We start from the raw sequence: 17,932 nt of genomic DNA, 5'->3' as shown, positions 1-17,932 counted from the left end.
CATGCCTTGGACGAGAAACGAAATGGCCGCCCGCGCCGCTTTAGAGCTGAAAGACGGCATGTATGTCAACTTGGGCATCGGCCTGCCCACGTTGGTCGCCAACTTTATTCCTGAAGGCGTCAGCGTCACCCTGCAATCCGAAAACGGGCTGCTGGGCATCGGCCCCTTTCCAAGTGACGCCGAAGTGGACGCCGACCTCATCAACGCAGGCAAGCAGACTGTGACGGCCCTGCCGGGAGCCAGCTTTTTTTCCAGCGCCGAGAGCTTTGCCATGATCCGGGGCGGGCACATCAACTTGGCGATTTTGGGTGCCATGCAGGTCAGCGAGTCGGGCGACCTCGCCAACTGGATGATTCCCGGCAAGCTGGTCAAGGGCATGGGCGGCGCGATGGACTTGGTGGCCGGCGTGCAGCGGGTGGTGGTGCTGATGGAACATGCGGCCAAAGACGGCAGCCCCAAGCTGCTGCGCGGGTGTAACTTGCCGCTGACAGGCCTGGGCGTCGTCAACCGCATCATCACCGATCTGGCGGTGCTGGACGTGGTGGAAGGCGGCCTTAAGGTGCTGGAACTGGCCCCCGGCGTGACTTTGGACGAACTGCGGAGCAAGACCGAGGCACGGTTGGTGGACTGAACAACGCCGCCCGAATCAAGATGAGATTCGGGCGGCGTTGCTTTTATTCATTACTCCTCAATTTTTACTTGCCACCTGTCATCTCCACCTGAATTTCCACGCTCTGAATGCTATCGGGCTTGATGGCCGAGTCGGGCTTTTGCGGGTCGATCTTTTGCAGGGCGTCCACCACTTTTTGCCCGTCCACGACTTTGCCGAATACGGTGTATTGCCCGTTAAGGAAGGTCGCGGGAGCCAGCGTGATAAAAAACTGGCTCCCCTGCGAGGACAGGCTCTGCGAGCGGGCCATGCCCAGCACGCCCGCCGCGTCAAACTTCAGCGCGTCGTCAAGTTCCACGTAATAGCCGTAGCCGGGGCCGCCCGCACCCGTGCCGGTGGGGTCGCCGCCCTGCGCCATAAAGCCGTCGAGGACGCGGTGAAAGGGGTTGCCGTCGTAATAGTGATTAAGCGCCAAGAACACGAAGCTATTGACCGCTTTGGGCGCTTGCTGAGCGTAAAACTCCAATGTCACGTCGCCCTTGGTGGTCTTGAGAACGGCGCGGTAAGTTTTAGCCGGATCAATGACCCATTGGGGCTTGTCAAATTTCAGCACGGGTTTGTCGGATAAGGGCGTAACCGGCACCCAAGCGGCGTGGGCCGAACCCACTGCCAACAAGCCCGCCGTGAGCAGAGCGGCTTTGCTGACCTTGCGGCGCGGCTGGTTGGGACGCAGTTGGGCGGAGGAATCGGAAGTCATCAGGCGGGGGGCCAAGCCGATCAGGGTGAGAAATGGGCGCATGGCGTTAGGGTAGCAAGCGGGCCGCGTCAGTGGATTGGAGAATGCTGGGGCGTGATAGGGACTCGGGTTAAATCGGTGACCTCCCATCCCCGCTCATCTCCCCCACCCGCTCAGGCGGCATGATGAGCGCCTTATGCGCCGCGTTTTCTGTTTTTTGATCCTCACCCTCAGCGCCTGTGCGCCCAGCCACGCGCTTGAAGTCAGCCAGACCGTCTGGGGCGGCGCGAGTTACACCGTCACCACGCTTGACCTGAGCCGCGACACCTTGCGCCTCTACTGGCAAAACCCGGGCACCAAACAGCCGTTTTTACGCTTCCAAACGCTCCGCACTTTTCTGGCTGGGCGCGGCGAGAAGGTCTTGTTTGCGACCAACAGCGGCATTTACACCCCAGAATATGCTCCGCTGGGCCTGCACATTGAGGGCGGCCAAACGCTCCGGCGACTCAACAATGCCCGCAGCAGCGCGGGCGGCGGCAATTTTGCGCTCAGGCCCAACGGCGTGTTTTGGATAAAAGGCCAGCAAGCCGGCGTCACGGAAACGGACGCTTACGCCGCCAGCACCCTAGCGCCGGATTACGCCACCCAGAGTGGCCCGCTGCTGGTCATCGGCGGCAAACTCCATCCCGAATTCAACGCCCGCAGCACCAGTTTCAAACTCCGCAGCGGCGTGGGCGTCTGCAAGGGCGGCCCAAACGGAATCAGCACGGTCAAGTTTGCCATCAGCGCCGCGCCGGTCAACTTTTATACCTTCGCCACCTTCTTCCGCGACGCTTTGGGCTGCCCCGACGCGCTGTATCTGGACGGCTCGATCAGCGCGGTGTACACGCCCCAATTGGGCGACGGGCAGTTTGTCAATTACGCGGGCATCTGGGCCGTGACAGAGAAACGCTAGAGCAGCGGCATCCAACCGCTATGCTCACTTTATGCGCGTTGCCGTTGCCGATATTGGAACCAATTCCTGTCACCTCCTGATTGCTGAAGCGCGGGGCAGCAGCTATCAAGTGCTCGACACCCTCAAAGAGCGCACTCGGCTGGGCGCGTGCTTGGACGAGCAGCGCAACATCACCCCCGAAGGTGAGCGGCGGCTGACCGAAGCCCTCAAGCAGTTTCAAGAACTCGCCCACGCCGCGCAGGTCTCCGAGGTGCGGGCCTACGCCACCAGCGCCATGCGCGAAGCGCCCAACGGCAAGGAGGTGGCCGCGCGGGTCAGTGAAGCCTCCGGCGTTTATCCGGTGATGATCAGCGGCGAGCGCGAAGCTCAACTGACTTATCTGGGCGCGGCCCACAGCGTCGAGTTTGGAGCCGACAACCTGCTGCTGGATTTGGGCGGCGGCAGCTTGGAACTGGCACGCGGCGGCCCCGAGCAGCCGGATCACGTCATCAGTTTGCCGCTGGGCAGCGTGCGGCTGCACCTGACGCATCTGCAAAAGGAGCCGCCCGGGCCCCGCGCCGTCAAAGCCTTGCAGCAGCTCGTGACAAAAGCGCTTGAGCCGCACTTGGGCACCTTCCGGGTCGGCAGCGCCACCCGCGTTTTCGGCTCCAGCGGCACCTTCGAAGCGGTGGGCGCGGCGATTGCCCAGCGCCGGGGCGTCTTGGGCGTTACCGAAATCAGCGTGGGCGGCTTTTCGTTTGAAGTCTCGGCGCTGGGCGACTTGGTGCGCGACCTCCAAAAACTGACCCCAGCCGGACGCATCAGAGCGGGCATCGATCCGCGCCGCGCCGACATTATCGTGGCGGGAGCGGCCATTTTGGAAGCGGCCCTCAGAGCGGTGGGAGCCGAGCGGGCCACCGTCAGCGAGGGAGCGATGCGCGAAGGAATGGTGATCGAGGAACTGGCCGCCCAGACCCACTGGGAAAGCGGCCTGAGCGCCCGCCAGCGCAGCGCCGCCGCCTTGGCCGAGCGCTTCATGGTCAGCTTGCCGCACGCCCGCCAAGTCACCGCGCTGGCCCAAGACCTGCTCTCACGCCTCCAGCGGCGGGGGGAGTCTTTTCCCGAAGAAGCGCCCAGCTTGCTCAGCGCCGCCGCTTTTTTGCATGAAATCGGCCAAAGCGTTTCGCAGAGCAGTCACCACAAGCACAGCGCCTACCTGATTCGGCACGCAGGTCTGCGCGGTTTTGACCCCCGCCAACTCGAACTGATTGCCCAAATTGCCCGTTATCACCGCAAAAGTGCGCCCAAGTCCAGCCACATCGAATTTCAAGCCCTCAGCAGCATTGACCGCGAAGGGGTGGCCAAGTTGACGGCCATCTTGCGGGTGGCCGACGGCCTAGACCGCACCCACAGCAGCCAGAGCCAGATCGTGGATTTGCACCGGGAAGGCGGCAGCTGGGTTCTCACGGTAGCGGGCGTTACCGCGCTGGATTTGGCCGGAGCGCAGGATAAAAGCGACGTATGGCGGCAGGTATACGGCGAGCTGAAGGTGGAAGCGGCGCAGGGAAGCTGAGCGCACTGAGCAGCGCTGCGTCCCTGCAAGGCTTGTATTTTGCCCGCGCCTCCGCTAAAGTCTTGAAGCCTGCTGCGTGCGGGTGAGTAAGGCGATGTAGCTCAGTTGGTTAGAGCGAACGACTCATAATCGTTAGGTTTCTTGGTTTAAGTCTGACAATCCATAACAGAAAACCCCATCCTAGATGAGGTTTTCTTTTTTTAGGGCTGGACAACCTACCTTGGCGGGTAATCGGCGGGTAATGGCCTCTACCTATCCATCGATAGCACATGGTCAAGCGATGCTACTGCCGCCCGCCGCTCACGCTCAAAAACTGACTGGTAGCGGTCTAGCGTGAGAGACAGACGCGAATGTCCGAGTACTCGGCTGACTGCGGCTTGCATCGGACTGTTCGCCAGTGCCAGCGTTGCAAAAGTGTGCCGCAAGTCGTGAACCCGTTTGCGAGGCACGCCAGCCAAGTCACACAGCCGATGCATCTGCTTGAGGACAACACCCAACTCAAGTGGCTTCCCTCTGGTCGTAGTGAAGACATACCCATTGTTGGGCCACCCTGCATAGTTTGCCTCCAGACGTTGGCCGACTTGGTGTTCCTTTAGCATGGTGAGCAGATACGGTGATAAAGGAATATCCCGAATGCTGGTGCGCGACTTGGGTGGCCCCTCCACTGGCCGACCCCCGACCAAACTGCGGGTGCGGCGCACGTGAAGGACAGCAGAAGCGAAATCAATGTCTTCCCACTTGAGGCCGCACGCTTCACCGTTTCTCAGGCCACTTCGCACCACAAGGCTAAAAATAACGCTCCATCGGTCATCTTTGGTCTTCTTAAGAAATTGAGTCGTTTCCTCCTCGGTGAACGCGCATTCTGACCACGATTTGGGCTGATGACGTTTGGCCGGTTCGGGACGAACATGCACACAGGGGTTCTCATTGACTCCAACCAGCTTGCGCTTGGCGGCATCCTTGAAAGTCTGGTTCAGCAGAGTACGAATGTGGGACTGCACCGAGGCCGACAACGGTGCGCCGCCCTTTTTCATCTGGTTCAGGCTGGCGTAATAATGCTCCAGCACCAGCACCGTTACGTCTTTGAGCATCATCTTCCCCAACGTGGGGGCGATATATCGCCGAGCCTCAACACGGTACTCATAGATGGTCTTAGGTGCCCGCTTGCCTTCCTTGCTCTCCAACAGCATCTCAATAGCTTCCATCAAAGTCACCCGATTGGGGTTCCCGAGGACGCCATTACGGTGTTGTACCTCAAGGTCGCGCAGGTACTGCTGCGCTTGCTTCCGGCTGGCGAACGTGCGACTGAAACGCCTCGGCTTACCGCAATCATCATTGCCCAACATCACCTGGGCACGATACTTTCCTACGCCATTGCTGTTAACTTCAACGTTGATGCTGCCTTGTCCGTGAGATTTCTTTTCATTAACCATAACGAAAGCCTATAAGTTTTACATCTGGTAGTCAATATTGACATCTGTCAAGTTTCCTATCGTGTAACTGGTCAATCTCGTGAAATAATTATTCCACATTAACTAAGGCGACTCTTAAACGTGCGGGAACGTTTTAGCAACAAGCGCTGATTGGAATATTGAATGCGGAGTTGCAGTGAGTTGGTTGCGAAAGTCAGGTGGCTGGTTCTGCCAACAGGGCTGTAGTGATGACCTTTCAAATTTATTTCACCAACCACCTCTTCACTTTGCCCAATCACTTAGAGCAAAGCCGGTGACTGCGGTAGAGGTTGAGGAAGGTAGGAGGCGAAGACCGGGCGTTGGTGATTCTCAATGGGCGTCGGGGGGATGGATGCGGGTCTAGCGCCCCGACGCCTCTTCACACCGCTGTCCATCATGCAAGACAGCACGGCGGCTTAGCTGTTTGAGGCGTCGGGACACGGCTCAGCTCTGGGGAGCGGCTGCGTTGACTGCGCTGGGCCTGAACATGCAGCGCGAGATGTACAGCATCAGGTCATCGAAATCGACCCGGTAGGTGGCTCTGCGGGAGGCGCAGTCTCCGCTGGGCACAATGGTGCGTGACTGGAGGATTTCACGGCGGATGAGACGCCGAACTGTTCGTGCGCTGACGCCCAGGTATTTGGCCACCTGTGCCGTGCTGAGCAGTTCGTTGCTAATCAAGCTGACGGGATACTGGTCAGCGGTCGGAAGGGGGGGTTTTGTTTCCACATTAAAGCTTAGCGTGTTCACCGTCTGGACTGAAATGACTCTTCAGCGCGTGACGCGCAGCCCAGTGGACTCAGGCTTGGGCTTTCATCCGCCGCTGACTTGCAGAGTCTTTCAAAGCGTCGGAAAGGTGGTGGATTGGCGACAGAGACGACAGTCGCACGTTCAATCCTGTTGAGGCCCGTTAACGGCTCTCATGCGGTAGCACTCCAAGAAATCGTGAATGTCAGGAACGAAGGCACAGAAGCTGGCAGTGGGGCCAAGGTATGAATTCAAGATGCACAAATCGTCCAGCCTATGAAGCGGCTGCCTGGAATCGTTTACCAGCTTACACCAGCCAGCTCATCCTTTTTCCCCTTCAATTGTTCGTTTTCAACCTCTTCATGGGGTTTCTTCAGAGGTCATACTCTGCACCGTTCAAAGCCAGCCAAGCTTTCCGCTCGGCGTAATCTGGAAGTAAAACCTCCAGCCGCGACCAGAACTCGGCGCGGTGGTGATGATATTCCAGGTGAACGAGTTCGTGCAACAAGACGTATTCAGCCATCCGCCGAGGCAAAAGAGCGACGCGCCAGTGCAGGTATAATTCCTGACTACTGTTGCATGACCCCCAGCGTTGTCCGAGGTCTAAAACCCGTAAGGCTCTCGGCAAGCAATGCAGCCGGGAGGCATGCCGGGCAAGCGTGCCCTGTGCCCACGCTCTCAAGTGGGCTTTGTACCAAGCGATGAATGCTGCCCGGCCACTGGGAACGCGGTCACGGGTCAGTTCAAATCGGCCTTGATGGAGACTCAGCTCAGCCCCCTGAGCAGTGCGAGAAACCAGTTGGAGCCTGTACGAGCGTCCGGCGTACCAGAAGCCCTCTCCTGTTACGAATTCCCGCCTAGGGCGCTCGCGGTGGTGCTGTTTGAGGGCGAGCTTGCCATACAGCCAGTCCTGCTTGGCCTGAACCAGCGCTTCAAGTCTGCTCGGGCTGATGCCAACGGGCGCAAGGATAACCAATTGTCCGTCACGCTCCACGCCCAGGGACACGGTCGTGCGGCGAGGACTTTCCTTCACTGTAAAGGTCAGCTCGCCACGGCTCAATTCCCAGTGGGTAGCAGAGGTCATTGGGGCGTAGACCAACGGTTATAAAGATGCTTGGCCAGGTTCATTAGCTCGTCGGCGGTTTTAGCACACGCGTCATAAGGGACAAGGTCGTGCTGGTCAAGGAAAGCAAACAACCAACCCTTGACCTGTTTCTGTTGAACCGCGTTGCGCCAGAAGTCCGGTCTGACAGTGCGGTTGCGGAGTTCTTGCACTACAGTGACCGTCCCCTCAATCAAGCGCTCTCTTTGGGCTTCACTGAGGCCTTGAAGCTCCGCAGCTTGGGCCGCCAGCAGCAAACTGAACAGGGGCGCTTCGGTGAGGGGATTGAGGCCAGTGGTGTCGGCGGGCCTTCCAGTTTGCACTTCACCAATGAATGTCTTCAAGGCACTGACGAGAGCATCCCAGTGCTGAGCGTGCAGCTTGAGAAGCTCTTCAAGTTTTTCGCTGAGTTTTTGGTAATACACCGGGTCCTCGTCAGCATGCAGGGTAATGAAGTGCTTAGCGGCGTGTTCCATGGCAGCGGCCTGCGTCTGCTTGGAGAGGTAGCCGCCGACCTGCTGACTGAAATTCGGGTTCAGCACCTCAATGGGCGGCACCTTGACTTGGATAGCGCTGACATCCACGTATTGGGCTATAAGCGCCCGCACCTTTTCTCCGGCTCCAAGCATCTCGTCTTCATCGCCGTCCTGATAAACTTGCCGGGCCGTGGATTGAATGCGACTCAGCAGAGCGGCGTCTTCCACGTAGCGCAGCGCCTCCGGACGTGGCAACACGGTATCCAGCGCGTTTAAGAATAAATTGAGCTTGACCTTGAATTCCGCTCGCAGCTTGGAGTCATTCAGCGCGTTGACACAGTCTTCGCAGTCCGTCAGGGGAAGAGCCGTGCCACTGAACAGGCTCACCACGGCGTAGTGGGCCGTATCCAGCAGCGGCAGGCTGTCCTTGATGGAGGACATGACTCCCTGCACTTCTGCTTGCGTGTAATCGCTCAAGGCTTGGGCGAGGTGATGCCCTACCCCGTAGTAATCGACCACCAGACCGTGACGCTTACCAGGATGCGTGCGGTTGACGCGGGCGATGGCTTGGAGCAATTCGTGGTTGCGAATGTTTCGGTCGAGATACAGCACCTGCTCGACCGGCGCGTCGAAGCCCGTCAGCAGCATGCTCTTGACGATGAGCAGGCTCAGGGGATGTTCACGGGTCTTGAACTGTCCCTTCTCACCAGTACGCAGTTCCTGCTTGAGTGGGTCTGACCACTCGGTCCACTCCGGCGGGTCTGTGCCGTCAGCAGAGATGACGGCGGCAAATTCCAAGACCCGCAGGCGGTCCAGATATGGATATGCCATGACGAGGGCGCGGGTGTGTTCGTCCAAGCTGGCGAGTTTTGCTGGCAGCAGCCTCATGAACATGGAGTCGAGGTGTTCAAGCTCATCGACCAACTCCACCTGGGCTTTCCGGAAGGCGCGTTGGTACTCGACTGCCGCCCGGCGGCTGGGAGCCACCACCTGACCCTTTAACCCATTGGGCAGCACCTGGCTGGCGTAATGCAGCAGCATGTCCCGCGCCTTGAGGGCGATGAGCCTGGGAGATTCCAGGATGTCGCCCAACGTGCCGTATTTTTGTTGAAGCTTCAACCGTGCCGCTTTGCTCAGTTCACCGAAGAAAGTATCAAACAGGCTGTCCAAGTTCTGCCCATCTTTCAGGTAGGCATTCACGGTGCGGCCTTCGTAGAGAATGGGGACGGTAGCTTTATCTTCCTGACTCTCCAAGAGGGTGTAGGTGTCAAGCATCGGCCCGAAAATCTCGTGGGTCTTCTTCTTCTGGCCTGTAATGATGGGCGTACCGGTGAAACCAATCATGGCTGCGTTGGGTAAAGCGGCCCGCAGGTGTGCATGCTGCGTGTTGGTGTGTGAGCGGTGTGCTTCGTCCACCAGTACAAGAATGTTCGGGCTGGCGTTCAGGACGGCCTGCTGCGGGTCGAATTCCGTACCGATTTGCCCCCGCAGCTTCTGCACCATCCCGAAGACAAAGCCTGTTCCCTGCTTGGCCAGCTCGGTATTCAGCTTTTTGACTCCTTTGGCAACCGTAACTGGTTCGCCTGCAACCTGCGCGGTGTTCACGAGCTGTCTTTCCAAATCGCGCCGGTCGGTGACGACCACAATCTTGAATGTACGAAGTTCCGGTACTGTACGAAGGGCACGAACCAGAAACATCATCGTCAAACTCTTCCCAGACCCCTGCGTGTGCCAGACGATGCCGCCGCGCCCATCGACCTCCGCCCCCAGCAGCCGGGTCTCGCCGGATTTGAGGCGGGCTAGCGCTTTGTGAACAGCCCGGTACTGCTGGTAGCGCGCCACCCGCTTGCTCTCCGGGTCAGTGAGTGTGAAGTTTTCCAGCAAGTCGAGGAGGGTGTGCGGGTAAAGCACGCCTGCGGTTAGAACCTGCTGTGGATGAAGCTGAGGCTTGTCCAGCTTCTCTTGGACCTCCTGACGGGTCAATGGGTAGGTGTCCTTCCAGGTCAGGAATTCTTCAGCGGGTGCACCGACGGTGCCCAGCACAGCCTTGTAGAAGCTGGTACCGACCAGCAGTTGCACAGGATGGAAAAAGCGTTCCACGCCCTCGATTTCAGCGCTGTCACGCAGATTCTGGTAGCCCAGCAGGTCGCTGACGGCGTGTGCCATCGGTTCGGCGATGCCTGGCGACTTGCATTCCACCACGACCAATGGAATGCCATTCACGAATAGCACCACATCCGGAATGATGTATCCAGGTCCAGCCACGTACCCTGGGGGGTCTATGCGGAACTGATTGATGGCCAGAAAATCATTCCTGCTCAGTGTCCGGAAATCGATGAAGCGAAGAGTATGCCCTTTGCCGTCCGGCCCCGTGACTTGGACGCCCTCTAGTAGCAGGCTGGTTAGATGAGCATTGACTGGACGCAGGCCCACCAGCCCGGCAGGCAAGCGGGTCAACTGGCTCAGAGCCTCGTCCAGATGCGAGTCAGTCAGCCAGGGATACTCCGGTGCGTTGATGCGGCGCAGGGCCTCACGCAGGCGGCCTTTCAGCAACGTTTCCTTAAAGCTGTTGCGTTCCGTGAAGGCTGGGACGTACCTGTCTCCCACCAAGTGATTCCAGCCCATCCCGACCAGTTGACCGATGAACGGAAACTCGACCTCGTTGTACTCACGGCCCTGGGTCATGGTTGCTCCTCTGGCAGGGTAGGGGATACAACTGCGCGGTACGCCTGCCCCTTGCGCGTTGGGACGTTGGGATACTGCAACTCTAGAAGTCCCACTCTAACGAGCCTGGATAGGTAGTGGCGACTCAAGGTTTCTGCGGAGCGGTTGAGAGACTGGGCGAGTTCAAGAATGGTCTTGAACTCGCCTTGACAGGCTCGCAAAACAGCCTGCTCCATTTGGGCGCGGGAAGCTGCACGCCTGCCCAGATGCTCGGGAGACTTCTCCGGCACAGTGAGGACATCATCCGACACAAGGGTCTGCTCTTCCGACATAGGGGCAGGGTCATCCGACATAGGGGCAGGGTCATCCGACATAGGGGCAGGGTCATCCGACACAAGAGGATGTTCTCCTGCTACAACTTCTGCTGCCTGCCAGAGGCTTGGGATTCTAGACTCTCCAGTCTCCGGTAGACGGTATTTCGTCCACCGTCCTTTGCCTTCCGGGTGGAGCATACGCCGGGTCGTTAAGTCGGCCAGCAAACGGGTGATGTCCGCCGAGTGAAGCTTGGTAATTCCCTGGAGCCGCTCATTGGTAACAGCGTCCTCGACATCTGCCGTTACCAATGCCAACCGTTCGTCGTGACTCAGGGCTTCAAAATCGTTGCCGAAACGTCTGCGGAGGTCCTGAACAGCCGCTTCAGGCAACAAGCTCTGCATGGTCAACTGCAACGTCACTGTGTCGGGTTTGACGCCCTCGACTAGATTGGGCGCACGCCAATGCTCGTCATCCCAGGCTCCGAGAATCTTCGGGATACCGGAACCCGCCCGCTCGCCTGCGCCCACCATCAGAAACATCCGGTGGATGCTGTTGTTGCGCGGGTCGGTATGACCTCCTTCAAGAACGAGTTCTAGCGGCAGCCTCAGCAGTCCAGGATTCTTGAAACTGAAGCCGTCCTTTTCCTTGATGATGACCACCCCACCGCTACCCCAGTAATCTGCATGGGCCAGGGCATTGGCCAGCGCCTCCCGCAGCGCCTCGTGGACCGGTGTATCGTCAATCCGTTGCCCGTCCTGAACGCGGAACGGTACTTTCAGGTCACGTATCAGCCGACGATACACCTGACGGTAGAAGTCGTAAACGTTCCCTGACCACTTGCCGTCCATAGTCAGGCGGTCACTCCAGCGCGCGCTCGCGGGTAAAGCAGGGTCGACCTCACGGTAATCCAACCAGAAATTGGGGATGACTTCTCGAATCACCTCGTACTCGGAAAACATCACCAGTCCAGCGACCGTCAGTCCCTCTACCTTCGATTCTCTGTCATATCGCCAGCCGCCCAGCTTTTTCATCAATTCGAGGTCGTCCAAATCAAGGTAACGGTGATTGGGTTGTGCCGCTTTGAAGGCATTCCGATAGGCTTTGAGGCTGTCTCTGTTCAGGTCGTGCAGGCCATAGTTGGGCAAAATGCGACTGTCAGGCCAGCCATCGCCCTGCGCTTCGGCCATCATGCGCCGCACCTCGTCGGGTTCACATATGTAGTCGCCAGTGTAGTTGCGCCGGTAAGTGCCGGTCAGCGGATGCTGACCCACATAAACGGGACGCTGCTGCCGTGACGCTCTGGGGACCCAGACCAGAAGAAGAGACTTGTCGTCCTCTGTAAGAATCTGAACGTTCTTCTCTGTCAAGAGGTTGGCGCTGATTTTTTGACGGTTATTCAGCAGGTTCCACAAGTCGGTGCGCACCCGTTCGATGTCGGACATACCGAGAGGCTCAAACGAACCGTCAGACCGTTCCCTGACACCTAGCGCAATCAATCCTCCATCGGTGTTGGCCAGCGCCGAGTAGGAGGGCCAGAAATCGTGCGGCAACTCGCCGCGCCCGCTCTGTCCTTGTGCTCGCTTGGCCTCCACATCTACCGCTTCCCGGAGCAGCAGCAGTTCAGCAAAGGAATTGACGTGGGAGGTCATATGAGTTCTGCCGCCTCCTGGGTGGGTGGGGTGTCGGCGAAGAATGCAGACTCCACCGCCAGCAAGTTCAAAGTGGTCGATGTGACGCCGATTTTGTACTCCAGCAGCAAGTCCAGCAGCGTCTCGCCATCAATCAAGGTGATGGGCGCAGCGTTCAAAGGAAAGGCCATCTCTTTGGCTTCCTTGGAGAAGGTCCCCAAAGTTATCACCATGCCCTTGATGGCGTTCTGGGTGTGTAGGCTGCCCCTCAACTGGCTGATGACGGGCGCACCGGTAGTTCCAGCTACCCGTTTGACCTGCACCAATTCCTTGACGGTGGTGATGCCAAAGCGGGCAGTGGCCACCACATCTATCCCTTTGTCGCCGCTCTGCTTGGTCACGGTGACGTCGCTGTAATCCATCGCTTCCAGCAGCCCAGCTACCAGATGCTCGAAGCGGTAAGGATGCATCTTCGAGAGCAAGCTTCGGAGCAGTTCGCGCTGCTGCTTTTCGTATTCCTGTGCCAGCACCTTGAGTTGCCGGGCCAAGCTCGTGTCAGGGGACTGGAAGGTGTCGGCATAGGTTTTCCCAGAACCTGTCAGCTCATATTTCTGACCTTCACGCCGCACCAGACCGCGAGCGATGACGTTGTTGAGCCGTTCGTAGAGCTTACCCATCATCGTGGACTCGGTACGGAGTTCACCGGCAGGCGAGAGAAGTTGCAGCCACCCTGCCAGCAGCGCTTTACGTTTAACGCCCGCAGAACCGGATAGGGCCAGCAGCAGGGCCACCACGCCCTCCTCCTCGTCGATGTGACGCAGAACGTCAGACTTGCTGCGCTGGAATTGTTGGCCACGCTGAGTGACGACGTACTTGCCGTCTTGCTCGGCCAGCAATTGAAAGTTTTTGGCCAGCGCCAGCTCGCCGTCCATGTACCTTGGATTGAACGTCTTTCCACTGTCTTCCCAGACCCGCCGCGCTTGCTGATGCTGCTTACCAGTCAGTCGCTCGGTAATCCAGGCATCAGGCTCGCTCCAGTTGACAGGACTGGCCAAGGTACCCATCTGACCAGCGATAGCTTCTCGCAGCCCGTCAATTTCGGCCACGTTCTGACCGTTCAGCAGTTTGTAGAGCGTGCTGGCTGAGCTGTAAAGCGGGAACCAGGACGTTCGTGCTTTGTTGCTACTCATGGCATTAGAGTAGCGGCCAGCTCACGCAGCTCACGCTCGACGGTTGGCCGCAGGTCAGGTGCGTTGACAGCACCCCAGTTCCCCGTGTCATAGCCCACCCGTCCTGCCACCACCGCCGGATGACGACCCAGGCTCGTGGCCAACCGTTTGATACGTCCACTGCTGGGCATTCCATCGGCCAAGAAGGGCTGCCAGACGGCGGCGGGTATCAACAGTTCCCTGGCGAACGCATTCGCCGCCTGCTCATCGGCGCTGTATGGATTCTGGTCACCGGTTCCCAACGCCTCATCCAGCACGGGCGTGTGGTTGAGCCGGATGTGGCCCAGCTCGTGCAACAGGTTGAACCAGAACACGTCCAAGTAAGGCAGCCGGAGCGACAGCCCCACCACGGGTTGCGTCCGTCCTGGTTCGTCCAGGTAGAAGGCGGCTCCGTTGGCCCGGCTCCCTTTGGGGTGGGGCAGCAACATGAACCGCACGCCCGCACGTGCCAACAAGCTGGGAACGAGCTGGATACTTTCGCGGTCAATGGTGGCGGCCAGTAACTCCGGCAAGACCCCGTCCAAAGCTTCTGGTGAGTAGAGGCCCACCTGCTGCCCCTGCACGGCCTCCTGAAGCTCCCGCGTCCACTGACTTATGGCCTGAACGTCTGCACTAGAGGCAGTGCGGAACATGGCGTGAGGCTGTGGCACGACTGGAGGCGGCGGCGGCATGATGGGCAGGTCGGCGGGTGCATCAGGAATTACGTCAGAGCGAACACCAGCACGTGCGAGGCTGTCTTCATGCTTACTGACAGCCGCCTCCGGCACCCGCACCCGCCCCGTCAGCAAGTCATCCATCAACCCGCGCTTGAGGGATTTGAGCTTGAGGAGTTGGGCGGATTCGGTTCTTATGCGTGCTGAATCACCTTTCAGGGCATATATGATAGCGTATTGCTCAGAAATCGGCGGAACTGGAACTTTGATTGCTGCCATAATATTGTTCATTAGTTTCGGATTACCTACGTAGCTGACGTGCGCTTGTGTACGATTGGCCAGCGCCAATGCCAAATAATGTAGGTTGAGTTGATTTTTAGCTGATAAAATACCACAAACATTTGTACAGTTGAATTGACCTGTACGAAAAAAGACCGTCCCAGCATTAGCTCCGTCAGTTGTCCATGTCACATGGTCGCCCTCAAAGTCAAATGTGTCAATTTTACCGAATAAGCCATCATCCTTCGTCTGTGAGGAATAAACAGGGTAAATCCCGCGATGAGTTTCGAGATAAGGCTTACTGATTACTCTTCCACGTCCAAGCTCACAAATATTTCCGATACGCTCAACACTCCATTCCCTCGGCACTCGCCCCAGCTCGGTATCTTTGAACTTCTCAGGGTGGCGCACTGGGTCGCGGAGCTGGCCGGTCTCGTCTAGCCCCCGCGTCAGCAAGTCGTGAAGGAGACCCTGTCGGGTCACCTTAAGCTTGGTGATGATGTGCTGCGTGCCTTCTATGGTGCGGTCTAACATGTCAAGGATGGCAGCAATGCGGCGCTGTTCGGGGAGAGGCGGGAAGGGAATATGTAGACGTCCCAACTCAGTTTTACCTATAGCTTCAAATGTAGAACCCTGAGCCACTTTATTGAGTTGGGGTGCGGCAAACTTGACAGCATGCCAGCCGAAATTGGCATCCATATCATTAAAGCGGATGGCAGCTAAGCCACGTCCAATCGCGTACTGAACGTTAGATAGATTGATGGCACCGACGGGGGCACGAACGCTGATTAAGACATCGTTCTCTTCACTGAGTTTTGTGGGCTGAGAACATACGAGCTTAGGAACTGGATAGCGTGTTCCAAACTCAGCATTGCCCTGTAGAAATGGCAAACCTCTTCCATCCTCACTAACGAAGCGTGACGATGGAGCTTGTCCCATTTCAAATTCAGCTACTTCGCCGAGCTGAATATCTCTCCACTCACCCGACATAACCCAGCTCCTGCAAGAACCCGTCTAACTGAGCGGCTGCACCGTCCCTATCCCGCTCCAACTCGCGCAGGCTGACGTGGTACTTGTCGTGCCAACGCTCCAACACACCGATAATCTGGTTGCGGTGCGCGGTGACGACACGGCTCAGGGCAGCCTCCAAATTCTCACGCATGAACGTCAGGGCCACCGCCTGCCGCTCGGCGTCGGTCATGGCGTCAGCACTGGCCTGAAGGACACTCAGGGCTTGCACCAGCGTGGCCTTGTAGGTCTTCTTGACCTCATTCAGCTTCTTCTTCACCAGCTTGGCTTTGGCGGCGCTAGCAGCGGCTTCCAGCGGGTCATGCTCGGCCTCGTCGTCACCTTCCTCAGCGCTCTCACCCTCAAGCTCGCTGAGTTGGGCTTCCAGCTCGGCACGGCTTTCCTCAAGCTGCTGCAACTTGCTCATGGTTCTGGGCGCGAGAGCGTGTAGCAGACGGTCACGGTCAATGCCGCCGGTCGTGCTGGTGTCGTTGTCGTCGCCCACCGCGTTCTGTATCCAGCCGTTCAGGAGTTCGCTCCAGCCATTGGCGGCCAGCGTCTTGAGGTTGTATTTGTTGTCGTCCCACCAACTGGCGATAATGCCCGCGACTTGGAAGGGAGTGAGCATGGCAACCTGTCCCACTGGAACGGCCAAGGCCCGCTGAAAGCTGCCGAGGAGTTCAGCACGAACGGTCTGCAAAGCTTCCGTTTCAGGAAGTGTCGTGATGTGCTGGTGCTGCTCCTGCCACCACCGGTCAAAGCGGGCTGTGATTTGCTCCTCTGCCGCTGTGACGCCGGGGAAGGTCTCCACGAGTTCGCGCAGGAACTGACGGGTTGTGGCATGTTCACCAAACTCAACGTAACTGGAGGTGGCTCTGGGAGAGTAGAAGACGTGCGCCATGGGGTCGAACCCGTGTGCGGCAAACAACTCACTTTTTGCCGTGACTTCAGCTCTCGGCACACCGCCTTGCAGGTGGGCGCGGACGTCCTGCGGCTCGGGAGCGGGGGTGTTGTCGGCGTACCGGCGGATGTTCAGATTGTCGTCGTTCTCAGCCAGCTCTTTCCGGCTTACGACGCGGGCATAGCCAGGCACATCCTGGAACGCGGCATAGATGCTAGCAATCTTCTCGATGTGTTCTGGACGCAGGTAGTTCTGGGCGCGGCCTGAGTAAAACTCGGCGTCCGCGTTGATGAACAGTACCTTCCCCTGCCGCTCGGCGGGCTTGCCCCCTTCGTGCCGCAGTATCAGGACGGCGGCAGGAATGCTGGTGCCGTAGAAGAGATTGGCCGGAAGACCTATCACCGCCTCAAGCACGTCGTCATCCAGCAAGCCCTTGCGGATGGACTTCTCCTCACCGCCCCGGAACAGCACACCGTGCGGCATAACGGTAGCGACCATGCCATCTTCTCGTGTCACCTTCAACATGTGCTGCAAGAACATCAAGTCAGCTTTTTTACCGGACTCAGGGGTATAGCCGTACTCGAAGCGGTCGGTGAATTCCAAGTCATTTCGGCTGTAGTTCAAGCTGAACGGCGGATTGGCAATGACTCGGTCGAAGAAAAGAAGCTGTCCCTTCTCGTCGCGGTGTTGAGGCTTAGCCAGAGTGTCTTCGTTTCGCAGGTCAGCGTCATGAATACCGTGCATGATGAGATTCATTTTGGCCATGGCCCATGAACTGCCGCTGGAATCCTGCCCGTAAAGAGATACCGTGCTGGGGTCACCGCCATGCTCCTCAACAAACTGACGACTCTGGATAAGCATGCCACCGGAGCCGACCGTCGGGTCGTAGACGCGCATGCCCGGTTGTGGGTGAATCAGACGCACCATCAGGCGAACGACTTCACGGGGCGTGTAGAACTCTCCCCCCTTCTTCCCGGCGCTGTCGGCGAACTGCTTAACGAGATATTCGTAGGCCGCACCAAGCAAGTCGGGAAACTCAAAGTCCTCGTCACGCAACGACATTTCACTGAAGTGACCAATCAGCTCGCGCAGCTTGGTGTCAGGAATGCGGGTCTGGCCGACCTTTCTGTTGAAATCGATGTGGCCGACCACACCTTCAAGAGCGTCGTGATTGCTTTCCTCCAAGGCACCGAGGGCTTTGTTCAGGCCGCTGCCGATGTCTCCATGCAGTTCATCACGGATAAATGTCCAGCGGGCCTTGGATGGAACGTAAAAGACGTTTCGCTCGGCGTAGAACGCCGGGTTATCCGCTCGCTCTCTGGCCTGCTCAGGCGTGCGACCTTGCACGAGTTGCTGCTTAATAATGCGGGCATGCTGTCCCTCAAACACGTCAGAAGCGCGTTTGAGGAACAGCATGCCGAAGATGTATTCCTTGAATTCTGAGGCGTCCATCTTACCGCGCAAAATATCTGCGGCGGCGAACAGATGCCGTTCCAACTGCTTGAGTATAATTCGGGCCATGATAATCACGTCAACAATACGTTGTTGCCGTGCTACTAGATGTGACGAGTTGCGCCCTGCGAACTCGACGTGGCTCTAGACCATTCAGTTAGGTCTCTCCGTCGG

At 58.2% G+C, this 17,932-nt stretch carries 12 protein-coding genes; 3 read left to right on the top strand and 9 right to left on the bottom strand.

Annotated elements, in window-relative coordinates:
* The first annotated feature begins 1 nt into the window (after position 1).
* Entirely contained in the window at positions 2-631 is a 630-nt protein-coding gene (locus EHF33_RS11100; RefSeq protein ID WP_124871340.1) for a CoA transferase subunit B, read from the top strand.
* Between the two features lie 64 nt (positions 632-695).
* Here EHF33_RS11100 and EHF33_RS11095 read toward each other — a convergent pair whose 3' ends face one another.
* The gene (locus tag EHF33_RS11095; protein ID WP_241191145.1) at positions 696-1,409 is read right to left on the bottom strand and encodes a peptidylprolyl isomerase; all 714 of its coding nucleotides are present in this window, start codon (positions 1,407-1,409) and stop codon (positions 696-698) included.
* A gap of 133 nt (positions 1,410-1,542) precedes the next feature.
* Here EHF33_RS11095 and EHF33_RS11090 point away from each other — a divergent pair, with 133 nt between their 5' ends.
* Together EHF33_RS11090 and EHF33_RS11085 are read left to right on the top strand one after the other, a co-directional pair.
* Positions 1,543-2,301, top strand: a complete 759-nt coding sequence (locus tag EHF33_RS11090) for a phosphodiester glycosidase family protein (protein ID WP_124871337.1) — start codon at positions 1,543-1,545, stop codon at positions 2,299-2,301.
* Between the two features lie 31 nt (positions 2,302-2,332).
* Positions 2,333-3,853: a Ppx/GppA phosphatase family protein gene (locus tag EHF33_RS11085; RefSeq protein ID WP_124871334.1), complete on the top strand. Its 1,521-nt coding sequence runs from the start codon at positions 2,333-2,335 to the stop codon at positions 3,851-3,853.
* A 248-nt stretch (positions 3,854-4,101) separates the two neighbouring features.
* Here EHF33_RS11085 and EHF33_RS11080 read toward each other — a convergent pair whose 3' ends face one another.
* The 8 genes from EHF33_RS11080 to EHF33_RS11045 form a co-directional block, all read right to left on the bottom strand.
* A complete protein-coding gene (locus EHF33_RS11080) occupies positions 4,102-5,286 on the bottom strand; it encodes a tyrosine-type recombinase/integrase (protein WP_124871331.1) in 1,185 nt (394 codons plus the stop codon).
* A 462-nt stretch (positions 5,287-5,748) separates the two neighbouring features.
* Positions 5,749-6,033 carry a helix-turn-helix domain-containing protein gene (locus tag EHF33_RS11075; RefSeq protein WP_164473458.1) on the bottom strand — a complete coding sequence of 95 codons (285 nt, stop codon included), beginning with the start codon at positions 6,031-6,033 and terminating at the stop codon, positions 5,749-5,751.
* 391 nt (positions 6,034-6,424) lie between these two features.
* Positions 6,425-7,135, bottom strand: a complete 711-nt coding sequence (locus tag EHF33_RS11070; protein WP_124871325.1) for a M48 family metallopeptidase — start codon at positions 7,133-7,135, stop codon at positions 6,425-6,427.
* Positions 7,132-10,314 (bottom strand): type I restriction endonuclease subunit R, encoded by a 3,183-nt coding sequence (locus EHF33_RS11065; protein ID WP_124871322.1) that lies wholly within the window; start codon positions 10,312-10,314, stop codon positions 7,132-7,134. The genes EHF33_RS11070 and EHF33_RS11065 overlap by 4 nt, the downstream gene beginning before the upstream one ends.
* Positions 10,311-12,257, bottom strand: a complete 1,947-nt coding sequence (locus EHF33_RS11060) for an AlbA family DNA-binding domain-containing protein (RefSeq protein WP_124871319.1) — start codon at positions 12,255-12,257, stop codon at positions 10,311-10,313. Before EHF33_RS11060 ends, EHF33_RS11065 begins: the two co-directional genes overlap by 4 nt.
* Entirely contained in the window at positions 12,254-13,426 is a 1,173-nt protein-coding gene (locus tag EHF33_RS11055; protein ID WP_124871316.1) for a restriction endonuclease, read from the bottom strand. The genes EHF33_RS11060 and EHF33_RS11055 overlap by 4 nt, the downstream gene beginning before the upstream one ends.
* Positions 13,423-15,387, bottom strand: coding sequence for a restriction endonuclease subunit S (locus EHF33_RS11050; protein ID WP_124871313.1), 1,965 nt, complete (start codon positions 15,385-15,387; stop codon positions 13,423-13,425). Before EHF33_RS11050 ends, EHF33_RS11055 begins: the two co-directional genes overlap by 4 nt.
* A complete protein-coding gene (locus EHF33_RS11045) occupies positions 15,377-17,803 on the bottom strand; it encodes a type I restriction-modification system subunit M (RefSeq protein ID WP_206431580.1) in 2,427 nt (808 codons plus the stop codon). The genes EHF33_RS11050 and EHF33_RS11045 overlap by 11 nt, the downstream gene beginning before the upstream one ends.
* Between the last annotated feature and the right edge of the window lie 129 nt (positions 17,804-17,932).

This window comes from Deinococcus psychrotolerans, assembly GCF_003860465.1.
GTDB lineage: Bacteria > Deinococcota > Deinococci > Deinococcales > Deinococcaceae > Deinococcus > Deinococcus psychrotolerans.
Note: the sequence above shows the minus strand (reverse complement) of the source record. Positions and strands in the feature narration are given on the sequence as shown.